Source organism: Peptostreptococcus canis (assembly GCF_014229965.1).
Classification (GTDB): domain Bacteria; phylum Bacillota; class Clostridia; order Peptostreptococcales; family Peptostreptococcaceae; genus Peptostreptococcus; species Peptostreptococcus canis.
The window spans coordinates 1-19,633 of record NZ_JABGBW010000016.1 but is presented as its reverse complement, the minus strand read 5'-3'; the positions used below and the strand labels follow the sequence as shown (position 1 = coordinate 19,633).

Sequence of the window (19,633 nt, the reverse complement as noted above, 5' to 3'; positions counted from 1 at the left end):
CTAACAAAACTTACATAGTCTTATTATTATTTAAACGATTAATCAATTTGCTTAAAAAGCTTATTGAATTAACCTGCTGTTCAATTTTCAAAGTTCATTATGTCACTTATTCAGCGACTTTATCATCTTAACACCTTTTTATATAAAAGTCAAGATTTTTTCTTTAATTTATTCAGAAATTTTTTATTTATTATTTTCTAAATTTTTATATCTATTTTAAAGACAAGTAATACTATACTCTAATATAAATAATATGTCAATAGTTTTTTTATTTTTTTATTTAAAAACAATCTTTAATTTGGATTTTACACTATTAAAAACTGCCTATAAATACATATATCTCAATGTTTATATAGGCAGCTTTTAAATCTTTATATTTATAAAAGCATTTAAAAAGTATTTTTTATAGTTATTGTTTCAATTCAAGTATATTTTCTTTAAATTTTTTATTTTTTGAAAGTATTTTAAATAATGGAACACCTACTAATGTTACTATTATAAATTCCGATATTGCAATCTGAGTAGTAATTACATAATACGATATTGGTTCCGGAGATACAAATACTATTTCAGCCCCTATTATTATTGCGGAAAGCGCCGGCATTAAAGATGCTATCCATATATTTTTTATTTTACTCATGACAAATGCTGCCAAAAAAGATGCAAAAGTACCAACTATAATATCTATCATTCCTAATGATGAAAAAATATTAGATAATGCACATCCGACGGTTAATCCTATTATATATTGTGGGTTAAAGAAAGCTAAAAGAGTCATGACCTCTGATATTCTAAACTGTATCGGTCCGTATGAGAGTGAAGGTATCGCCCAAGTTATAACTGCATAGATTGCGGCCACCATTGATTGTATGACCATTGATTTTACACTAATTTTAAAATTCATTTTAATTCCTCCTGAATAATTCATTATTCAATAGAAATTTTCATGGAAATAAGCCTCGAGGATTTCTATAAAAAAATTGCATTCACCCAAGGGAGAATGCAAAATTATACGAATAAAAATCACATCCTTGTTTTTTAGAGAGGGTACCAAGAAAACTCTATTATCAATTTAATTCTTAACTCTATCAATTATAGGAGTAAAAAGCTATGTTGTCAATATAAAACATAAACAAAAACATAAAAGTTATTTTAAATAAATTAACTAATTAAATTTATACATATATAAATAGATTTATAAACTTTCCTAAATAACTTATTGATAATTTATTTGATGGGACATAGTACAATAATAATTTAAGAAGGTTATTAAATGAAAAAGGGATTGAGTTTATTTGTAACAAGCACAATTATTATAAGTAACATAGGGATGCCTGCTAATATTTCTTATGCTGATTCAAACAAAGTATCAAAAATAAGAGGAAAAGACAGGTATGAAACTTGTGCTGAAATAAGTAAAAAATCTTTTGAAAAATCAGATGTTGCCGTTATTATATCAGGTGAAAATTATCCAGTGGAGCTTTGGCAACTAAATATAAAGCACCTTTTTTATTGGTGATAAAGAACCAAATACCGCATTCTATTTCGAACGAATTAAAAAAACTTGGTATAAAAGAAATAAAATTAATAAGAGGAGACAGTTTCGTTAGCAAATCTTTATTTGATCTGTTGGCAAAAAATTATAAAATAGAAAGAATAAGTAGTGCAAATAGATTTGAAACATCATTGAAAACTACTCGAAGTATTAATATGGTAAAGGGAAATCTGATAAAAACATACCTAATTTGCTAAATAACGGAAATCAACTAAGAAAAGATGTTAAAGAATATATAGAAAATAATAAGGTTTCAAATGTGTTTTTGGTAGGAGTAACAACTACACTTCCTGAAAGTATACTACAAATAATCAATAATAAACCTGATACTCCAAAATCCAAACCAAATTCAACTCCTAATCAAAATGATAATATTAAATCAGAAGAAAATGACAAACCTAATGATAAAAAATAATTCAAGATGTCACTTCAGGAGCCACTTATTCCATAAAATCTGCCATTGAAGCTGTGGTAGATATAATATCAGAAATTGAAATTATAAATTAATATTTATAGATTATCATAATCTCATTTAATTAAAAAAGACCTGATTAGTAGGTATAATGACTTATGAATCAGGTCTTTTTTATACAAGAAACTTTCATTGAAATTTACATATACCAAGTAAATATTATCCTCTAACTTTACCTTTTTTGCTAAATATAATAATACTTGTAATAATTATGGCTCCACCCACTAAAGTACCCATCCCCGGGACTTCTTCCAAAACAAGAGAACCCATCAATGTTGCTACAAATGGAGTGAGAAAGCTATAATTTGTCACATCACTTGTATTATCGGTCAATGTCAGCGCCTTGCTCCACAAATAATATGCCAAGGCATTGCTTAAAGTTCCTAACATCAATAATACAAAAACATAATAAGTATCAGATGTTGTAAGTTCTTTGATTCCATCTATAGAAAATGGAGATAATACCAATACTGATGAAATCATACTGTAATTTACTATTTCAATAGCTTTATAACCCATCATGGAGAGCTTCCTGTTAAGTATATTATACATACAAAATACTACTGAAGCACCTAATGTCCAAAATATACCATTGTTTATTGACAAAACTCCATCCCATAACATCATAACGGCGACACCCAAAAATGCGGTAATCAGGGTGATCCATCCTATTATATTTATTTTTTCTTTATATAAATAATTGGCTACTAATGCCGTTAAAACCGGAGTGATAGCTATTACTATACTGGATGATGCCGATGTTAATGTCTGCATTCCCCTATTAAAAGCAAACAGGTATATTCCAAATCCACAAGCACCGGATAGTAAAAACCATCCCAAATCTTTTTTCTTAGGTAGTCTGCCACCTGTCAATCTTCCTATAATAGAGAGGGCTATAGAAGCTATACATACTCTCAGAAAACCAAGCGTATTTGGAGAAAAATGCCCCAATGCAACTTTAGAAAAAGGAAATGCCAAAGACCAAAATACAACTGTAAAAAAACACAGTAAATTTATCTTTAACTTTTTATTCATCTTTTATATCCTATTTTCCCAACTCAGCATATTTCTCGGCTATTCTGACTAATAGTTTAGCCCCCGCCTCTAATGCTTCTATACTCACTAATTCGTTTCTACCATGGAAATTTACACCGCCGGCAAAAAGATTCGGACAAGGAAGACCCATAAATGATAATCTGGCTCCGTCTGTTCCGCCTCTAATAGGTATTACATTCGGTTCAACACCTATGTCTTTCATTGAATCTACGGCTATATCTACCACAAACATACTCTTTTCAACAATTTCTCTCATGTTATAGTAGCTATCTTTTATATCAACTGATATTCTTCCGTCATATTTCTTTGATAAAATATCGATTGTCTTGGCAAAAAACTCTTTTCTCTTTTCAAAAATTTCTCTATCGTGATCACGAATAATATATACCATTGTTGTCTCATCTGCATTTCCATCCATATTATTTAGATGATAAAAACCTTCATACTCTTCAGTTGTTTCAGGTCTTTCACAAATTGGAAATGCACTCATAACTTCGGATGCTATATAAATAGAATTTATCATTTTATTTTTGGCAAATCCCGGATGAACATTTCTTCCCTGAATCTTAACTATTGCAGATGCTGCATTAAAGTTTTCATATTCCAGTTCACCTATTTCTCCACCATCAAAAGTATATGCATATTTTGCACCAAATTTTTCAACGTCAAAGAAATCTGCGCCTCTTCCTATTTCTTCATCCGGAGTGAATCCCACCATGATATCACCATGTTTTATTTCCGGATGATTGATTAAGTATTCAATTCCTGTCAATATCTCAGCTATACCGGCTTTGTCATCTGCCCCCAATAGTGTATTACCATCAGTTACTATTAATGTTTGTCCCTTAAATCTCTCAATTTCAGGATAATCTGCAACGGAAGTTACTATTCCTTTTTCTTTATTTAAAACTATATCTTTTCCATCATAATTTTCTATAATTCTCGGTTTAACATCCTTACCTGATATATCCGGACTTGTATCCATATGTGCAATAAATCCAATCGGACTAATACCTTCAGTGTTTGCAGGCAATTTCGCCATTAAATAACATCTTTCATCCAAAGATATATCAACTAATCCCAATTCTTCCAGTTCTTTAACCAGCACCTTAGCCAAATCAAATTGTTTTTCAGTAGAAGGACAAGTCTCAGAGTTTGGATCGGACTGAGTATCGATTGAAACATAATTTAAAAATCTTGATAAAACCTTTTCTCGCATGATAACCTCCAATAAATCTTAATTTAATTTCATCTAATATTATAACACTTATTTTTGTACTTTTCTGTATTATTCTCTATAATAAAGAATAAATCTTTTAAATTTTCAATTCAATCAATATTGGTTAAAATAAATTTTTAATTATTCTTTATGGTATGCCATTATTTATGATATAATAATTATTATTATATTTTGCGCCTATAGCTCAACTGGATAGAGCTGCAGACTTCGGATCTGTGAGTTGTGGGTTCAAATCCTACTAGGCGCGCCATTTTTCATTAATAGCAAGAGGTATAACTATGTATGTAATATTTAGAGATGATTTAATAAATAGTGACGAAATAAAAGATATAATTAATAAAGAAACAGATTTCAAAGTAATTACAGACCTTACAAAAGCTACAAAACGCGAAGATGTGATGTCTTTTAAACTTTCTATTCCCGTCAAAAAAATAGATGCAGATTCCGAGTTTAATTGGGGTGACGATGACTCTGTAAATGAATATTTTGGCAAAGCGGAACTGAAAACTAAGAACTTCCTGAAGTTCTTCCCTAAGTATACAATTCAATCATCTATGGCGTATAAATGGGATGAAATTGAAAATATTATATATTTAGTAGTAGTTATAGCAAATATCGATATTACCATGAAAAAATTAGAACTCGATATACTAAAAAGAATGATGAAACAGGTGGATTAATCCGCTTGTTTTTTTAATGTATGAAATATTAATATTTTGATTTTAATACAATAAATTTTAATTGACTTTATCTATAAAAATTTATATAATGATTATAATCATTATTGATATATGATATAAAAAATAAGTCATATTACTTTGACAATAATTTAAAAAATAGTATATCTAAGGAGGTGAGTTTATGAGAGGAGAATTACCAAAACTTAGCGCTCGTGAAGAAGATGTAATGTCAGTTTTATGGAAAGTTGATAAGCCACTTACTGGTCTTGGTGTTACTGAAGCCAGTGATGGTTTGAGTCACTATACTGTACAAGGCGTACTTCGTAATCTGCTTGAAAAAGGATATATTGAAGTAGCAGATGTAGTATATAGTGGAAAAACATTATCCAGAAGCTATAGATATGTAATTAGTGCAGAAGAATATGCTGCAGATCAATTTAATGCTATGAAAAAAACCGCTTTTAATTTTTCTGCATTGAATTTTGTTGACAACCTTATAAAATCAGAAGATGAAAGCATCTTGGATGAACTGGAAGAAGTATTAAATAAGTATAAAAACAGGGGGTAATTATTATGACTCCGATATTTATAATCTTAAATTGTCTAATATGTTGTATATGTCTATTATTACTGATACCTGTGGTTACAGATCCTGTAGCATTAAAATATAAAAAAGGTATACCCATACTTATTCTATTACTAATTATTGGTACCAGGTTTATTTTTCCATATTCTTTTTCTTTCACAAAAACAATTGGGGAAACAAAAGTACTACCATTTATAGTAAATATATTTTTATTAGAAGTAGCTAAAAACCTTACATTTGGAGAAGCACTTTTTTATATATGGATAATGACTTCGACAATACTTTTTATTAGATATATAATTAAATTTATAATACTGGGTAGAGTTTTGAATATGGTTCCTAATACAAAAGATTCTTTCATAAATGAAACCCTGGTTGATATTTGCCATAAGAAGAATATAGAAAGAATACCTAAAGTTATTCAATTTAACACAAAACAAGGTCCTTTTTTATTCGGATATAAAAACTCTGTAATAGTACTTCCTTTTGATTTATCTAAAGAAGGTATAAGATATGTGTTATCTCATGAATTAGAACATTATAAAAATAATCATATATTTTTGAAAATAATAACTGATATAGTGAATATTGTATATTGGTGGAATCCGATTGTCTGGTATATACACAATAAACTACTGTTATCACTCGAAATCCAAACTGACCTATGTGTAATAAATGATTATCCGGATATAGAAATAGCTGAATATCTCTATTTACTACTTAAAGGAGTTGGATATAAGGAACGTAATTTTAAGCAGTCCGTTGCATTATCGTTTAACGCAAGAAGAAATTCTGCGGAAGTTCGTGTTAAAACTATATTGGATTATCATTTCAAAAATGAAGACAGATGTTTAAAAAGAAATAAAAAATTACTTGTTGTACTTTCTTCATTTATCTTTGCGGTTTCAATTTTCTACAGAGTTGATGCTTTTCCTAGTGAAAAAACAGAAATTAGTGCAACTAAAATTGACATTGACTTAAATATACTTGCTAACCGCAATACTTTTGATATACTTAATATTTTTTTACATAATAAATAATTAAGTATAATAGTAAATATTGATTCTTGAAAAAATAATAGTTTGTAAAGGCTAGTCCGTAAATTGAGAAAAATACTTCTCATAGACTAGCCTTTTTATATATATTCAAATTTATTTTTTATAATTTTTTTCTATTTATTTTCCGTAAAAAGTATATTTTCTTCTGTCTCCAAATCAAAGAAATGTACTCTATTCATATCTAATGCTAATTTTAATTTATCTCCGGGATTAACGTCATTTCTTCCATCGAATTTAGCAATCATCTCATTTCCCAATAATTCAATATAAGCAAAAATTTCTGAACCCATCAATTCTCTAATTATTACAGTTGCTTCAAACATACTTTCTTGTGACATATCCAAAAATACTTTTTCTCTGTGTATATCTTCAGGTCTTATTCCTAAAACAACTTTTTTACCAATATATCCTTTTTCTTTCAAGAAAACCGCTTTTCCTCCTGGAATAACAAATTTAAGATCTTTTCCTTCCAACTTAGCTACTACATCTTTTCCCTCTTCTAAAAGTTCCACATTTAAAAAATTCATTTGAGGGCTACCTATAAAACTAGCAACAAATTTATTGACAGGATTATCATAAAGAACTTTCGGCTTATTTATCTGTTGTACTATACCATCTTTCATTACGACAATTCTATCTCCCATAGTCATAGCTTCTACCTGATCATGAGTTACGTATATGAAAGTTGCCCCTAAATCTTTATGTAACTTAGAAATCTGAGCTCTCATTTCCGTTCTCAATTTCGCATCAAGATTTGACAAAGGCTCATCCATAAGAAAAACTTTTGGGTTTCTAACTATAGATCTACCTAAAGCAACTCTCTGTCTTTGTCCTCCTGAAAGGGCTTTTGGTTTTCTGTCAAGTAAATCCTCTAATTGAAGTATTTCTGCTGCTTCTCTTACCTTTTTATCTATTTCGGACTTGTTCATTTTTCTAAGTTTAAGAGCAAAAGACATATTATCGTAAACCGTCATATGAGGATAAAGGGCATAATTTTGAAAAACCATGGCTATATCTCTATCTTTAGGTTCGACATTATTTACCACTTTATCATCTATAGTCAATGTACCACTACTGATCTCTTCAAGCCCGGCTATCATTCTTAAAGTTGTAGATTTACCGCAGCCTGATGGTCCTACTAATACTATAAATTCTTTGTCTTCTATATCTATATTTACATTTTTTACCGCATTAAATCCATTATCATAAGATTTACATATATCTTTTAATTGTACTTTTGCCATAATTTCACACCTTTCATTTAAATAATATAGTTTTTACTTATTGAACTTCTTTATTAGGTCTAAACTTAACTCGGAAGTACAAGATAGACTTATGTCAGCTTCTACACCTATTCCTATACTTTTCATTTTACAATTTTTCATAGCCTTTACTCCCGCATCAGAATCTTCTATTCCAATTACTTCTTCTATCTCTATACCTATGCCTCTAGCAGCTTCTATAAATATATCCGGGGCCGGCTTACCTTTTTCAACCTTAGAAGGATCGGCTATAAAATCTATCTTCTCCATTAGTCCAAGTTTTTCAAGTATTATAGGTGCATTTTTAGATACTGAAGCTAAACCTATTTTAATATTATTTTCTCTTAATTCATCAATAAATTCTGATATTCCGGGCAATATATCTTTTCTATCTAAACTTTTTAATAGTTTTTTATACTCTTCGTTTTTCTTTTGTGCTAAGGAGTTTATTTCATCATCAGAATATTTTTCTCTTATCCCGCCATAATCCAATATTTTTTCCAATGACTCTATTCTAGATATCCCTTTTAATTTTTCATTAAATTTTTCGTCTATTTCAATTCCCAATTCAGAAGCCAGTGACTTCCATGCAGCATAATGGAATTTTGCCGTATCAGTTATTACACCATCTAAATCGAAAATTATTCCTCTTATCATAATAAAATTTTCTCCTCTTTGACTATTTATAATTCTTTAGTATAATTGCCTCAAAAGGTCTTAAACTAATAATATTCTCATTGTGAATAAAACCTTCATAGTTTGATAAAATTAAGCTATATTTGCTAATATCAAATTTATTTGGCAACGTAAAGTCGATTTCTTTTTCATAGAAATTTGCTACAACAATAAGACTTTTTTCTCCTATTTTTCTTTCATAAGAAAATATATTTTTATTTTCTCTATCTATTAAATCAAAACTTGCTTCAGTAATTAAATCATCTTCATGTCTTAATGCTATAAGTTTTTTATAATAATAGAATATAGAATTTTCGTCTTTCAATGCCTTTTCAACATTTATCTCATCGTACCTCGGATTTATTTTTAACCATGGTTTTCCAGTTGTAAACCCGGCATTTTCCGTTGAATCCCACTGAATTGGAGTTCGTGCATTATCTCTACCAATCTTATATACGGCATTCATAAATTTTTCTTTTGACATTATTTTTCTATCTAATACTAGATCTTTATACGCATTTTTTATTTCGACATCGTCATATTCTTCAATATCATAATGCGCATTTATCATACCGATCTCTTCACCCTGATATATATAAGGAGTTCCCTGCATCATATGAAGTATGGTTCCAAACATCTTTGCACATTCTACTCTATATTCCTTATCATTTCCCCATCTAGATATTACTCTGGGTTGATCATGATTTTCAAAATACAGAGAATTCCAACCCTTGTTATACAAACCATTTTGCCATAATTTAAAATTGTCTTTTAAGTCTACTAAATCTAGCTCTTTTACATCCCATTTTCCAATATCACTATTAGGCACTTTATCCAAATCCATATGATCAAAAGTGAATATCATATTAAGCTCCTCTCTGTCCTTACCACAGAAAAGCAATGCATTATCAATAGTGGAACCAGGTGCTTCACCGACTGTCATACAATCATATTTAGATAAAACTTCCGTATACATTTCATGAAGATACTCATGAAGTCTAGGTCCATTTGAATGATATTTTCCTATTGGATATTTCCCCATCGATTCATCATAGTTAGGAAAATCTGTAAACTTGGAAATTGAACTAATTACATCTAACCTCCAACCATCTACTCCTTTTTCCATCCAAAACTTCATCATATCCCATATTTCATTTCTCAATTTAGGATTTTCCCAATTTAAATCCGGTTGTTTTTTTGTGAAAAGATGAAGATAGTACTGTTCTGTTGCTTCATCATATTCCCATGCTGAACCGCTAAAGTAAGATCCCCAATTATTTTTTTCATCTCTCCAAAAATAATAATCTCTATATGGATTTTCTTTGGATTTTTTACTTTCCTTAAACCAGAAATGTTCGTCACTACTATGATTTACTACTAAATCCATAACTATTTTTATATTTCTTTTATGAGCCTCTTCTATTAACTCATACATATCTTCATTTGTACCAAATGTACTCCATATCTTTCTATAATCGCTTATATCATACCCATTATCATCTTGTGGAGATTCAAATACCGGACTAAGCCATATAACGTCTATTCCTAAATCATTAAGATAATCCAACTTTTCAGTAATACCTTTTATATCTCCTATACCATCGCCATTAGCATCATTAAAACTCCTAGGATATACTTGATAAACTACCGATTTTTTCCACCACTCCATACTTATTCCTTTCTATCTTAAGCCGATAATTGCTTCGTTTTTTAAATCAAATTTTTCATCATATACTTCTATAAAAATTGGTTTTCCGGATTTTAATGTAAATTTTACCGATTCATTTGTAGTATCTACATTTATTAATCTTCCTCTATAATTAATATTGAAACTATATCCATTCCATCCTTTTGGTACCAGAGGTTTAAAAGATAGCTTCTCATCATATGTTCTCATTCCTGCAAAACCTTGGACTATTGATAGCCAACTTCCCGACATGCTGGTTATGTGAAGGCCATCCTGTGTATCATTATTATAGTTATCCAAATCCAGTCTGGATGTTCTTTCATACATATTTACTGCTTTATCTTCAAGACCTATTTCACAGGCTAATATTGAATGAATACAAGCAGATAAACTGGATTCATGAACAGTTAATGGTTCATAAAACTCATAATTTTTCTTTTTCTCTTCAAATGTATATTTATCATTGAATAAATATATTCCTTGCAACACATCTGCCTGTTTAATGAAGCAAGATCTTAAAATTCTATCCCATGACCAATTTTGATTCAGTGGAAGAATAGATTTATCCAGTTCTTCTACTTTTATGATTTCCTTATCTAGAAAAGTATCATGTTGAACAAAAATTCCCAACTCATCATCGTATGGAAGATAAATATTGTCTATGATACCTTGCCATTTATTAATTTCATCCAAACTAATTTCGAGTCTTTTCAACTTTTCAGCCATTTTATAGTCGCTTATTTTTCTAATTATCGATATAGTATATTCCAGAGTCCATACGGCAATTAAATTTGTATACCAATTATTGTTTACATTATTTTCATATTCATTTGGACCAGTTACACCATGAATCATATAGCATTTTTTTCTATTATTATAATGTACTCTATCGGCCCAAAATCTACTTATCCCCACAAGTACATCTATTCCATAATCTGTTATATAATCATAATCACCGGTATAATTCACATAATTATATATAGCGTAAGCTATTGCACCATTTCTATGGATTTCTTCAAATGTTATTTCCCATTCATTATGACACTCAACGCCTGTAAATGTAACCATAGGATAAAGAGCCCCTTTTAACCCCTGTTGTTTGGCATTATGATACGCTTCTTCTAATTGATTATATCTATATAAAAGCAGATTTTTAGTCACTTCTTGAGGTGCTACTGACAAATACATTGGTATTATATAGGCTTCCGTATCCCAATATGTCGCGCCCCCATACTTTTCACCGGTAAAACCTTTTGGTCCTATATTTAATCTTAAATCTTCACCATAATAGGTAGAAAATAATTGGAATATATTATATCTTATTCCTTGTTGTAATTTGGGATTGTTTTTTATTACAACATCGGCCTTATCCCATCTTTCTCTCCATTTCCTTGAATGATTATCGTATAATTTTTCATATCCATAATACGCATTTTTTTGAGCAATATCTCTAGCAACTTCTACCAGTTCATTTTCTTCATAATCTCGTGATGTAGTTACGGCCACTATTTTTTCTATTTTTGCAACCTCACCTTTTTCAATGTTCTTTGAAAAACTACATTCTACATATTTATTACAAATTTTGGATTTATTTAATTTGCCTTCAAAATTAGAAATCATATAGTTGCATATTGAAAATCTATCAATTCCGAACTCATTTGGAATTGTTTTTGATAGTATATACCCATTATTTTCATCCGCATTTTTATCTAATACTTCCCAAAATTTTTCTTCATAGTTAGAATCTTCATTTACAATATCGGCATCTATATAGGGGAAAAATTCTATAAAAGCTTTTGAATCAATAGCCTTTACCTCATAATTAATTGCACAAATTTCTTTTGTATCTATACTTACAAATCTTTGTACTCTCATTTCAAAATTTTTGTTATTTTTCCTGATGGTAAAATATCTATTTAGTACCCCGTTTTTCATATCTAATTCTCTAACAAAAGATACTACTTCATCCTTGTAAAGATCTATATACTCACCATCAATCTTCACATCTAATCCTATGAAATTCGGTGAATTTATCATCTTTCCAAAATATTCAGGATATCCATTTTTCCACCAGCCTACTCTTGTTTTATCCGGAAACCAGATACCTCCTAAGTAAATACCTTTATGTGAATCTCCCGAATATTTTTCTTCAAAATTTCCCCTCATGCCCATATATTCATTTCCTATGGACATTATACTTTCAGATAGCCTAAAATCTTTCTTTTCAAAGCCATTCTCGATTATTTTGAATTCATCGTATTCGAATCTCATAATTCCTCCTCTATTTTTAGTATCTTTTGTTTTTATTCTCAAAATTGAGAATCGAGCAGGATATTATTATTTTACAGAACCTGCTGTTATTCCCTTTATAATATGTTTTTGAGCTATAAAATAGAATATAATTACCGGTATTATAGCTAATGTTAGACCTGCAAGTGCCAAATGCCACTGTTTAGTATATTCTCCAAAGAAGAAGAACATCTTTAGTGGTATAGTTTCCTTTCCAGTCTGATTTATTACAAGAGATGGTAATAAATAATCATTCCATATCCAAATTGTATTTAATATAGCCACTGTTACAGTAATAGGTTTTAATATAGGGAATATTATATACCAAAATACTTGAAATCTATTACATCCATCTATTATAGCAGCTTCATCCAATGATTTTGGTAATGTGTTTATCGTACCATGATACAGGAAAATAGATAAACTCGAACCAAATCCAAGATATAAAAATATTATTCCAGGTCTATTCAACATTCCCAGTTTTCCAAATAAAGATACCAATGGTATCATTACTGCCTGAAACGGTATTAACATGGCTGCAACAAAAACAAAGAATATTACTGTGCTTACCTTTGATTTTACTCTTGATAAAGCATATGCTGCCATTGAAGAGAATATAATAATTATTAAAACACTTACCACTGTTATAATTAATGAATTTAAAAATGTATGTCCGAAATTTAAATTTTCAGCTGCTTGTCTATAGTTATCCAGATGAAATCCTTCTGGCAATTTCAATGGAGATTGAAATATTTCTTTCTTGGTTTTAAATGAATTAGCCACCATCATATAGAATGGACTTAACCATAAAATTCCAAGAATTATTCCAAGTAAACCTAAAAATATATTATTTTTATTTGAACTTTTCATTACATTTCTACCTCCCTCTTTTTATTATAGTAAACCTGAGTCAGAGATATAATAGCTATTATTATGAAAAATACTATAGCCTTACTCTGGGCATATGCCATTTTATTTTCTAAAAATGCCGTGTTATATATGTTCATTGCAACCATTTGTGTGGAATTATATGGTGCTCCTCCGGTTAAAGATAAATTCTGATCATATAATTTAAATGAATTTGATAGAGTAAGGAACATACTTACAGTAAATGCAGGAGCTACCAACGGAAATACTATGTGTCTGAATCTTTGAAATACATTAGCTCCATCTATTTGAGCAGCTTCGATCAAATCTTCCGGTATACTCTCAAGGTGAGCTATATAAATTATCATAATATAGCCTGACATCTGCCATGCAGTAAGTATAACAAGACCCCAAAAACCGGTTTTAGTAGTAGATAACCACCCTTGAAGAGCCTGAACACCTATTGCTTTTCCCAGTGCATCAAATCCTGAAATAAAAACAAACTGCCAGATAAAACCAAGTATTAATCCACCAATTAAATTCGGCATAAAAAATATTGTTCTAAGGACATTATTTCCCTTTAATTTTTGAGTTACTAATAAAGCAAGTCCCAATCCTACTGCATTTATTAATACTATAGAAACTATTGCAAACTTAGTTGTAAACCAAAGTGCATTTGCAAAACCTTTGTCACTCAATAGATTTATATAATTTGTAATACCTTCGAACTGAGCGGGATTTATACCGTCCCAATTTGTAAATGAATAGTAAATACCATAAAATAACGGAACTACTACAACCATAAATAATGCAATTACAACGGGAGCTATAAATAACCAAAAGAACAGTCCATTCTGTCGCAATTTTCTATTCATAAAATTTCCTCCTAATATAAACAAAGTGCTGTCAGTTGAAATCCAACTCAGACAGCACTTTTATTAAATCGTATTTACAATTTGACTGTAAACAAACTTAGTTTATTACTTTCTAGCCTGAGCCCAAGCTTCTTGTGCACTCTTAACTATTTCATCAAAGCTTGCTTTTCCACCCACATATTTCTGAATATCAGCACCTAGAGTCTTTTGTCCCCAGCTTGATGGATAACCCATAAATACCCAGTTTATAGTATTACCTTTTTCAGCATATTCATAGATAGTTTTTGATAGTGGATCTGAAATCTTAGATGCGTCATATCCTTTATATGCAGGTATAAATTTGAATTCATTTATAACATATTCTTTTCCTTTTTCTGAAGTATAGATCCAATTCAAGAAATCTTTTGCAGCTTTTTTAGTCGCATCATCCTTGTTGCTATTTACAGCCCAATACATAGGAATACCAACCGGTAATTTACCTTCAGCAACTCCGTCAACCGGTATTGGTAAAATTCCAATATTCTTAGCCAGTTCTGCATCGACTTGTTCTATTGAATTATATGCCCAGTTACCCTGCTGAATCATAGCAACTTTTCCTGTTGAAAATAATTGTTCAACCTGCTGAGAATAATCAAGGCTTACAGTAGGCTGAACAGAATACTTATTCTGCATATCTAATACATCTTTAAACTGCTTAGCATACTTAAATTCTACTTTCTTAGCTTCAAATGTCTTATTTATATTTCCATCAAATTCCGGTGATAAAAATACGTTTGATAAATGAAGACCTGTCACCCAATCTTCTTTTGCAGGTAAAGCAAATACAGCATCTAATCCTAATTTAGATTTATCTGAATCTAGTTTTTTAACTGCTTCCATCAACTTAGTGTAGTTAGTTAATTCGTCAGCCTTTATACCCGCTTTTTCAAAAACAGCTTTATTGTATATAAAACCATATCCTTCCTGATTGAACGGAAGACCATATACCTTACCATCTACTGTTACACCATCTACTGTAGTTGGAAGTGCTTCTTTAACCAATGGTTCAGCACTTAAATCTTCCAGTTTAGACATCCAATCCTTAACATCTTGAGGACCACCTATATTAAATATAGCCGGTTCATTTCCAGAAGAGAATTTGGACTTAAGTGCAGCACCATAATCTCCCCCTCCACCTACAGTTGTTATGTTTATCTTAATATTAGGATTTTCCTTCATGTATTCATCAGCTAATTTCGTAAACTGATCTTTAAATTCCACCTTAAATTGAAATACATCTAATTGAACTTGATCGCCATTGCCTGAATTGCCTGAACCAGATTTTCCACATCCTGCCAGCAAACCAACAGAAAGAGCACCTGCTAAAGCCAAGCTAAAAATTTTCTTAAACTTCATATTAAAACCCTCCTAGTTAATACGTTCTTTTGTAGAACAAAATAAAAATATATTACTTTAAAATGTAATCGATTATATCAATCTCATTTACTTCCTTACCCTCAAGTATGTTTATAATTTTATCACAACTTGCTCTTCCAAGTTCCATATAATCAACATCTACATTTACTATATTCAACTTGGAATTGTAAGTGTTATCAGTACCAAATGTGCCAATAACTATATTAAATAAATTGAGATTTTTATTACCTTTTCCCATTTTTTCTATATACTCTAATACACCGCTAAATATAATGGCATCTGTAACTACTAATCCATCCAAATCAGGATTTTTTTCAAGTATCCTTTTTATTGACAAATATCCATCACATTTTCTAAATTCATTTTTTTGAATCAAAGTATCGTCAAAAATGAGATTGTTATCTTTAATACATTCAAGATAACCGTTAAATCTGTCTATCGTAACGACAGATTCTTTATTTCCTCCAATAAAAGCGATTTTTTTACATCCTTTTTTGACCAGTTTTTCAGTTATTTTTTTAGCCGCTTCAAAGTTGTTTGTATCAACAGAATAAACATCTTTATAATCAAGAGATTTTCCTATAAGTACGAAAGGAAATTTTCTTTCTCTAAGATATTCTATTGTCGGATCTGAAATAATAGATCTCATCATTATTACTCCATCAACTTTATTCGCTTTTACCAATCTTTCAACCGAAAGGGTTTCATTATCACCATTATAAGCAATTAATGTATCATATCCTCTTGAGCTTGCAGTTTTTGCTATTGCCCTCAAGCTGTCACGAAAAAAAGGATTTTCAAAAAAATCATCATCAGCGGGAAGTACTAAACCGACATTTTTTGATTTCTTATTTGCCAAACTTCTGGCTATAGCACTTGGATAATAGTTTAAATCTCTCATCACCTGATAGACTTTTTTCTTTGTCTTATCACTAATGTCAGGATAATCACTTATAACTCTAGATACTGTTGATTTAGATACACCAGCTCTATCTGCCACCATTTGTATAGTAACATTTTTTTTATTTGTCATAAGTCCTCCTTTCTAACCAACTAAAATTTAGTGCAACCGGTTTCGTTTTTTCTTAAACACAATATATCATAATAAAAAAACGATTGCAAGCTTTTTTGAATAAATTCTTGAAAAAAATTATTATTTATCATATACTTATAATAAACTTTTTGTGGTATAACCATATTAATAATAAGATAAAAGAGGTGGTTTGATGAAAAAATATATGTGTTTTGATATAGGAGGCACCAATATAAAATTCGGTGTTTTAGATGAAAATGGTAATATAATAATCAAAGACAGTGTTGACTCAGAGGCCAGAATAAAAGGTGGTCCAGGTATTATAGATAAGATAGTTGACATAACCAAGAAATACATGGACAAATATAATTTAAGCGGAGTTGCAATATCATGTGCAGGAATGATAGATTCTATAAATGGTTCCGTTATGTTTGCTGATGAACATTTAATACCTAATTTTACTGGAATAAAAATAAAAGAAATTATAAAAAAACAAACAGGTCTTTTATGTGAAATAGAAAATGATGTAAATGCTGCCGGACTGGGAGAATTATGGTTTGGAATGGATTCAAACTCAAGTCTAGTCGCTATGTTAACTATAGGAACAGGCATCGGAGCTTGCTTAATAAAAGATAATAGGTTGATTACCGGAAATACCATGTGTGCAGGTGAAATAGGCAAAACTTTAATTCCCGGCGGTAGGTTTGAAGATATTGCCTCATCATTTGCAATGACCTCAAAACTTGAAAAGAAACTCGGTCTTAAGGATGGAGAATTAAACGGAAAAATAGTTTTTGAGGAAATTGAAAAAGGCAATAAAATCTATATCGATGCAGTCGATGAAATGATTAATAATCTGGCGATAGGAATTTCCAATCTTTGTTTTATATTCAATCCCGGAATAATTATATTAGGTGGTGGAATAATGGCAAGAGAAAATTATTTTAAACCTAGATTAGAAGATGCTATTAAAAAATATTTGCCAAAGGTAATATCAGATGGAACTGAATTAAGATTTGCCAAATTAAAAAATGATGCCGGCATGATTGGTGCTTTGAAAAATTTCCTAAATAAACATTAATAAGTTAATTTTTTAGATAAAAAATATACACTGATATTAAATAAGTTAATTTTATATAATAGTAAAGCTGGTTTTTAAGAAATGACTACTAAAATTTCAAAATACCAGCTTTTTTATTACATCATAAAATATCTTTTAAAAATTTTTAGATTAGTTTTTATTAATTTAATTAGTTTTATATGATTTTTATAATCAAATATTTAATTAACATAAATATAAAGTATTAACCATTTTATTCTTATAATATATCTATTATATTATAAAAATGACTTGAAAATTTCTTTTATAAAATCTATTGACCTTTATTTTTTTAATGATATAATCAAACTATAGAGATAAATAAATAACAAACAATATCATATTTTTATTATTTAGGAGGTATATAAAATGAAAAAATTATTTGCAAGTAACACATTAGCAAAAAAGTATAACCATAATGAAGAAATATTGAAGAAAAATATACTTTACAGAATGATAATGATGTTCGACTAATTGTTTACTATCTAAATTACACATCTATAAAATACTATAATAAATCAGTAAATCATACAGTTTCTTTTTTAAATAAAAAATCGGTTCTATTTTTTAGTAGATAGAACCGATTTTTTATGGTATTATTTATATAGAGTAAATTTACATATAATTAATTGTCTCCGTAGCTCAGCAGGATAGAGCACTCGCCTCCTAAGCGAGGGGTCGGAAGTTCGAATCTTCTCGGGGACGCCAGAAAAACAATATTGTAGCCCTTTATTTTGAGGGTTTTTTTATTTGTAAAAAACAAGTAAATCTTTACGATTTATCGCTTAATTAATGAAAAAATAAAGAGATAAATAAAATTACTATAATTAAAAGGAGATAAAAATATATAAATTTACTTTCAATGCTATATATTATAAAACCTAAAAAAACAAAGACCTAAAGCATTTGCTTTAGGTCTATAATAATGCGCCCAGCGGGACTCGAACCCACAACCCCTTGATTCGTAGTCAAGTACTCTATCCAGTTGAGCTATGAGCACACATTAATACTCATAAAGTATAACATATATAATTTTCATATTCAATAAATATTCTAAAAAGAGGCGACATCCAGATTCGAACTGGAGATCAAGGAGTTGCAGTCCACTGCCTTACCACTTGGCTATGTCGCCATATAAAAAAATGGATCATCAGGGGCTCGAACCCTGGACACCCTGATTAAGAGTCAGGTGCTCTCCCAGCTGAGCTAATGATCCATATCAAATAGTAGCGGTAACAGGACTTGAACCTGTGACCTTTCGGGTATGAACCGAACGCTCTAGCCAACTAAGCTATACCGCCAAATGGTGCCTAGAGGCGGAATCGAACCACCGACACGGGGATTTTCAGTCCCCTGCTCTACCGACTGAGCTATCTAGGCTAAGACTGGCGGAGAGGGTGGGATTCGAACCCACGGTGCCGTTAAGCATCACTGGTTTTCAAGACCAGCTCCTTAAACCACTCGGACACCTCTCCGTATTTTTGCAAAAAAAATTAAATAATTGGCTGGGGATGCGGGACTCGAACCCACGAATGCATGAGTCAAAGTCATGTGCCTTACCGACTTGGCTAATCCCCAACATTATTTAAAAATGAGCGCACAGGGATTCGAACCCCGGACACACGCCTTAGAAGGGCGTTGCTCTATCCAGCTGAGCTATGCACCCAAAATTATTACATTTTACAAACAATTGGTGCGGATGAAGGGAGTCGAACCCCCACGCCAAAGGCGCTAGATCCTAAGTCTAGTGCGTCTGCCAATTCCGCCACATCCGCTTATTTGT

18 protein-coding genes and 11 tRNA genes are annotated in these 19,633 nt (G+C 30.4%); 9 read left to right on the top strand and 20 right to left on the bottom strand.

What is annotated here, in order from left to right; genetic code table 11:
- Positions 1-409: 409 nt before the first annotated feature.
- Positions 410-904 carry a QueT transporter family protein gene (locus HLB29_RS09360; protein ID WP_185624890.1) on the bottom strand — a complete coding sequence of 165 codons (495 nt, stop codon included), beginning with the start codon at positions 902-904 and terminating at the stop codon, positions 410-412.
- A 369-nt stretch (positions 905-1,273) separates the two neighbouring features.
- On the opposite strand from HLB29_RS09360, the gene HLB29_RS09355 reads away from it, so the two are divergent.
- From HLB29_RS09355 to HLB29_RS09345, 3 genes are read left to right on the top strand one after another with little or no spacing between them, the layout of a single operon-like run.
- Positions 1,274-1,519, top strand: coding sequence for a cell wall-binding repeat-containing protein (locus HLB29_RS09355; protein WP_185624889.1), 246 nt, complete (start codon positions 1,274-1,276; stop codon positions 1,517-1,519).
- Positions 1,483-1,752: a hypothetical protein gene (locus HLB29_RS09350; RefSeq protein WP_185624888.1), complete on the top strand. Its 270-nt coding sequence runs from the start codon at positions 1,483-1,485 to the stop codon at positions 1,750-1,752. Before HLB29_RS09355 ends, HLB29_RS09350 begins: the two co-directional genes overlap by 37 nt.
- Entirely contained in the window at positions 1,746-1,970 is a 225-nt protein-coding gene (locus HLB29_RS09345; protein ID WP_185624887.1) for a hypothetical protein, read from the top strand. The genes HLB29_RS09350 and HLB29_RS09345 overlap by 7 nt, the downstream gene beginning before the upstream one ends.
- Positions 1,971-2,186: 216 nt before the next feature.
- Here the strand turns inward: HLB29_RS09345 and HLB29_RS09340 are convergent, their stop codons facing one another.
- Together HLB29_RS09340 and pepT are read right to left on the bottom strand one after the other, a co-directional pair.
- On the bottom strand, positions 2,187-3,062 hold the full coding sequence (locus HLB29_RS09340) for a DMT family transporter (protein ID WP_185624886.1): 876 nt from the start codon (positions 3,060-3,062) through the stop codon (positions 2,187-2,189).
- 10 nt (positions 3,063-3,072) lie between these two features.
- A complete protein-coding gene (gene pepT / locus HLB29_RS09335) occupies positions 3,073-4,302 on the bottom strand; it encodes a peptidase T (RefSeq protein WP_185624885.1) in 1,230 nt (409 codons plus the stop codon).
- Positions 4,303-4,496: 194 nt separating this feature from the next.
- Here pepT and HLB29_RS09330 point away from each other — a divergent pair.
- From HLB29_RS09330 to HLB29_RS09315, 4 genes are all read left to right on the top strand, one after another.
- Positions 4,497-4,573, top strand: a tRNA-Arg gene (locus tag HLB29_RS09330).
- A 28-nt stretch (positions 4,574-4,601) separates the two neighbouring features.
- Positions 4,602-5,003, top strand: coding sequence for a hypothetical protein (locus HLB29_RS09325; protein ID WP_185624884.1), 402 nt, complete (start codon positions 4,602-4,604; stop codon positions 5,001-5,003).
- Between the two features lie 181 nt (positions 5,004-5,184).
- Positions 5,185-5,571, top strand: coding sequence for a BlaI/MecI/CopY family transcriptional regulator (locus tag HLB29_RS09320; RefSeq protein WP_185624883.1), 387 nt, complete (start codon positions 5,185-5,187; stop codon positions 5,569-5,571).
- 5 nt (positions 5,572-5,576) lie between these two features.
- Complete coding sequence (locus HLB29_RS09315) at positions 5,577-6,629, top strand: M56 family metallopeptidase (protein WP_185624882.1); 1,053 nt, start codon at positions 5,577-5,579, stop codon at positions 6,627-6,629.
- Positions 6,630-6,760: 131 nt separating this feature from the next.
- Here the strand turns inward: HLB29_RS09315 and HLB29_RS09310 are convergent, their stop codons facing one another.
- The 8 genes from HLB29_RS09310 to HLB29_RS09275 all read right to left on the bottom strand — a co-directional run bounded on the left by HLB29_RS09310 (position 6,761) and on the right by HLB29_RS09275 (position 16,751).
- The gene (locus HLB29_RS09310; RefSeq protein ID WP_185624881.1) at positions 6,761-7,891 is read right to left on the bottom strand and encodes an ABC transporter ATP-binding protein; all 1,131 of its coding nucleotides are present in this window, start codon (positions 7,889-7,891) and stop codon (positions 6,761-6,763) included.
- 33 nt (positions 7,892-7,924) lie between these two features.
- Positions 7,925-8,566 carry a beta-phosphoglucomutase gene (pgmB, locus tag HLB29_RS09305; protein WP_185624880.1) on the bottom strand — a complete coding sequence of 214 codons (642 nt, stop codon included), beginning with the start codon at positions 8,564-8,566 and terminating at the stop codon, positions 7,925-7,927.
- A 22-nt stretch (positions 8,567-8,588) separates the two neighbouring features.
- Positions 8,589-10,253: a glycoside hydrolase family 13 protein gene (locus tag HLB29_RS09300; protein ID WP_185624879.1), complete on the bottom strand. Its 1,665-nt coding sequence runs from the start codon at positions 10,251-10,253 to the stop codon at positions 8,589-8,591.
- A gap of 12 nt (positions 10,254-10,265) precedes the next feature.
- Positions 10,266-12,542 carry a glycoside hydrolase family 65 protein gene (locus HLB29_RS09295; RefSeq protein ID WP_185624878.1) on the bottom strand — a complete coding sequence of 759 codons (2,277 nt, stop codon included), beginning with the start codon at positions 12,540-12,542 and terminating at the stop codon, positions 10,266-10,268.
- 66 nt (positions 12,543-12,608) lie between these two features.
- Complete coding sequence (locus HLB29_RS09290; protein WP_185624877.1) at positions 12,609-13,430, bottom strand: carbohydrate ABC transporter permease; 822 nt, start codon at positions 13,428-13,430, stop codon at positions 12,609-12,611.
- On the bottom strand, positions 13,430-14,302 hold the full coding sequence (locus HLB29_RS09285) for a carbohydrate ABC transporter permease (RefSeq protein ID WP_185624876.1): 873 nt from the start codon (positions 14,300-14,302) through the stop codon (positions 13,430-13,432). The genes HLB29_RS09290 and HLB29_RS09285 overlap by 1 nt, the downstream gene beginning before the upstream one ends.
- A gap of 105 nt (positions 14,303-14,407) precedes the next feature.
- Positions 14,408-15,697 carry an ABC transporter substrate-binding protein gene (locus HLB29_RS09280; protein ID WP_185624875.1) on the bottom strand — a complete coding sequence of 430 codons (1,290 nt, stop codon included), beginning with the start codon at positions 15,695-15,697 and terminating at the stop codon, positions 14,408-14,410.
- 52 nt (positions 15,698-15,749) lie between these two features.
- Positions 15,750-16,751 carry a LacI family DNA-binding transcriptional regulator gene (locus tag HLB29_RS09275; RefSeq protein ID WP_185624874.1) on the bottom strand — a complete coding sequence of 334 codons (1,002 nt, stop codon included), beginning with the start codon at positions 16,749-16,751 and terminating at the stop codon, positions 15,750-15,752.
- A gap of 193 nt (positions 16,752-16,944) precedes the next feature.
- Between HLB29_RS09275 and HLB29_RS09270 the strand changes: the two genes are divergently transcribed.
- Together HLB29_RS09270 and HLB29_RS09265 are read left to right on the top strand one after the other, a co-directional pair.
- Positions 16,945-17,832: an ROK family protein gene (locus tag HLB29_RS09270; RefSeq protein WP_185624873.1), complete on the top strand. Its 888-nt coding sequence runs from the start codon at positions 16,945-16,947 to the stop codon at positions 17,830-17,832.
- A gap of 649 nt (positions 17,833-18,481) precedes the next feature.
- Positions 18,482-18,558: transfer RNA gene (locus HLB29_RS09265), tRNA-Arg, on the top strand.
- Between the two features lie 218 nt (positions 18,559-18,776).
- Here HLB29_RS09265 and HLB29_RS09260 read toward each other — a convergent pair.
- The 9 genes from HLB29_RS09260 to HLB29_RS09220 form a co-directional block, all read right to left on the bottom strand.
- Positions 18,777-18,850 (bottom strand) — tRNA-Arg (locus tag HLB29_RS09260).
- 61 nt (positions 18,851-18,911) lie between these two features.
- Positions 18,912-18,982 (bottom strand) — tRNA-Cys (locus HLB29_RS09255).
- A gap of 11 nt (positions 18,983-18,993) precedes the next feature.
- Positions 18,994-19,066, bottom strand: a tRNA-Lys gene (locus HLB29_RS09250).
- Between the two features lie 11 nt (positions 19,067-19,077).
- Positions 19,078-19,151: transfer RNA gene (locus HLB29_RS09245), tRNA-Met, on the bottom strand.
- 3 nt (positions 19,152-19,154) lie between these two features.
- Positions 19,155-19,230: transfer RNA gene (locus HLB29_RS09240), tRNA-Phe, on the bottom strand.
- A gap of 6 nt (positions 19,231-19,236) precedes the next feature.
- Positions 19,237-19,325, bottom strand: a tRNA-Ser gene (locus HLB29_RS09235).
- 27 nt (positions 19,326-19,352) lie between these two features.
- Positions 19,353-19,428 (bottom strand) — tRNA-Gln (locus tag HLB29_RS09230).
- 14 nt (positions 19,429-19,442) lie between these two features.
- Positions 19,443-19,516 (bottom strand) — tRNA-Arg (locus HLB29_RS09225).
- A gap of 25 nt (positions 19,517-19,541) precedes the next feature.
- Positions 19,542-19,625: transfer RNA gene (locus HLB29_RS09220), tRNA-Leu, on the bottom strand.
- Positions 19,626-19,633: the final 8 nt, after the last annotated feature.

What these genes read in the sequence shown, in the direction of transcription:
- HLB29_RS09360 (WP_185624890.1), bottom strand. Translation starts at nt 904, where the DNA reads ATGAATTTTAAAATTAGTGTAAAATCAATGGTCATACAATCAATGGTG.
- HLB29_RS09355 (WP_185624889.1), top strand. Translation starts at nt 1,274, where the DNA reads ATGAAAAAGGGATTGAGTTTATTTGTAACAAGCACAATTATTATAAGT.
- HLB29_RS09340 (WP_185624886.1), bottom strand. Translation starts at nt 3,062, where the DNA reads ATGAATAAAAAGTTAAAGATAAATTTACTGTGTTTTTTTACAGTTGTA.
- pepT (WP_185624885.1), bottom strand. Translation starts at nt 4,302, where the DNA reads ATGCGAGAAAAGGTTTTATCAAGATTTTTAAATTATGTTTCAATCGAT.
- HLB29_RS09325 (WP_185624884.1), top strand. Translation starts at nt 4,602, where the DNA reads ATGTATGTAATATTTAGAGATGATTTAATAAATAGTGACGAAATAAAA.
- HLB29_RS09320 (WP_185624883.1), top strand. Translation starts at nt 5,185, where the DNA reads ATGAGAGGAGAATTACCAAAACTTAGCGCTCGTGAAGAAGATGTAATG.
- HLB29_RS09315 (WP_185624882.1), top strand. Translation starts at nt 5,577, where the DNA reads ATGACTCCGATATTTATAATCTTAAATTGTCTAATATGTTGTATATGT.
- HLB29_RS09310 (WP_185624881.1), bottom strand. Translation starts at nt 7,891, where the DNA reads ATGGCAAAAGTACAATTAAAAGATATATGTAAATCTTATGATAATGGA.
- pgmB (WP_185624880.1), bottom strand. Translation starts at nt 8,566, where the DNA reads ATGATAAGAGGAATAATTTTCGATTTAGATGGTGTAATAACTGATACG.
- HLB29_RS09300 (WP_185624879.1), bottom strand. Translation starts at nt 10,253, where the DNA reads ATGGAGTGGTGGAAAAAATCGGTAGTTTATCAAGTATATCCTAGGAGT.
- HLB29_RS09295 (WP_185624878.1), bottom strand. Translation starts at nt 12,542, where the DNA reads ATGAGATTCGAATACGATGAATTCAAAATAATCGAGAATGGCTTTGAA.
- HLB29_RS09290 (WP_185624877.1), bottom strand. Translation starts at nt 13,430, where the DNA reads ATGAAAAGTTCAAATAAAAATAATATATTTTTAGGTTTACTTGGAATA.
- HLB29_RS09285 (WP_185624876.1), bottom strand. Translation starts at nt 14,302, where the DNA reads ATGAATAGAAAATTGCGACAGAATGGACTGTTCTTTTGGTTATTTATA.
- HLB29_RS09280 (WP_185624875.1), bottom strand. Translation starts at nt 15,697, where the DNA reads ATGAAGTTTAAGAAAATTTTTAGCTTGGCTTTAGCAGGTGCTCTTTCT.
- HLB29_RS09275 (WP_185624874.1), bottom strand. Translation starts at nt 16,751, where the DNA reads ATGACAAATAAAAAAAATGTTACTATACAAATGGTGGCAGATAGAGCT.
- HLB29_RS09270 (WP_185624873.1), top strand. Translation starts at nt 16,945, where the DNA reads ATGAAAAAATATATGTGTTTTGATATAGGAGGCACCAATATAAAATTC.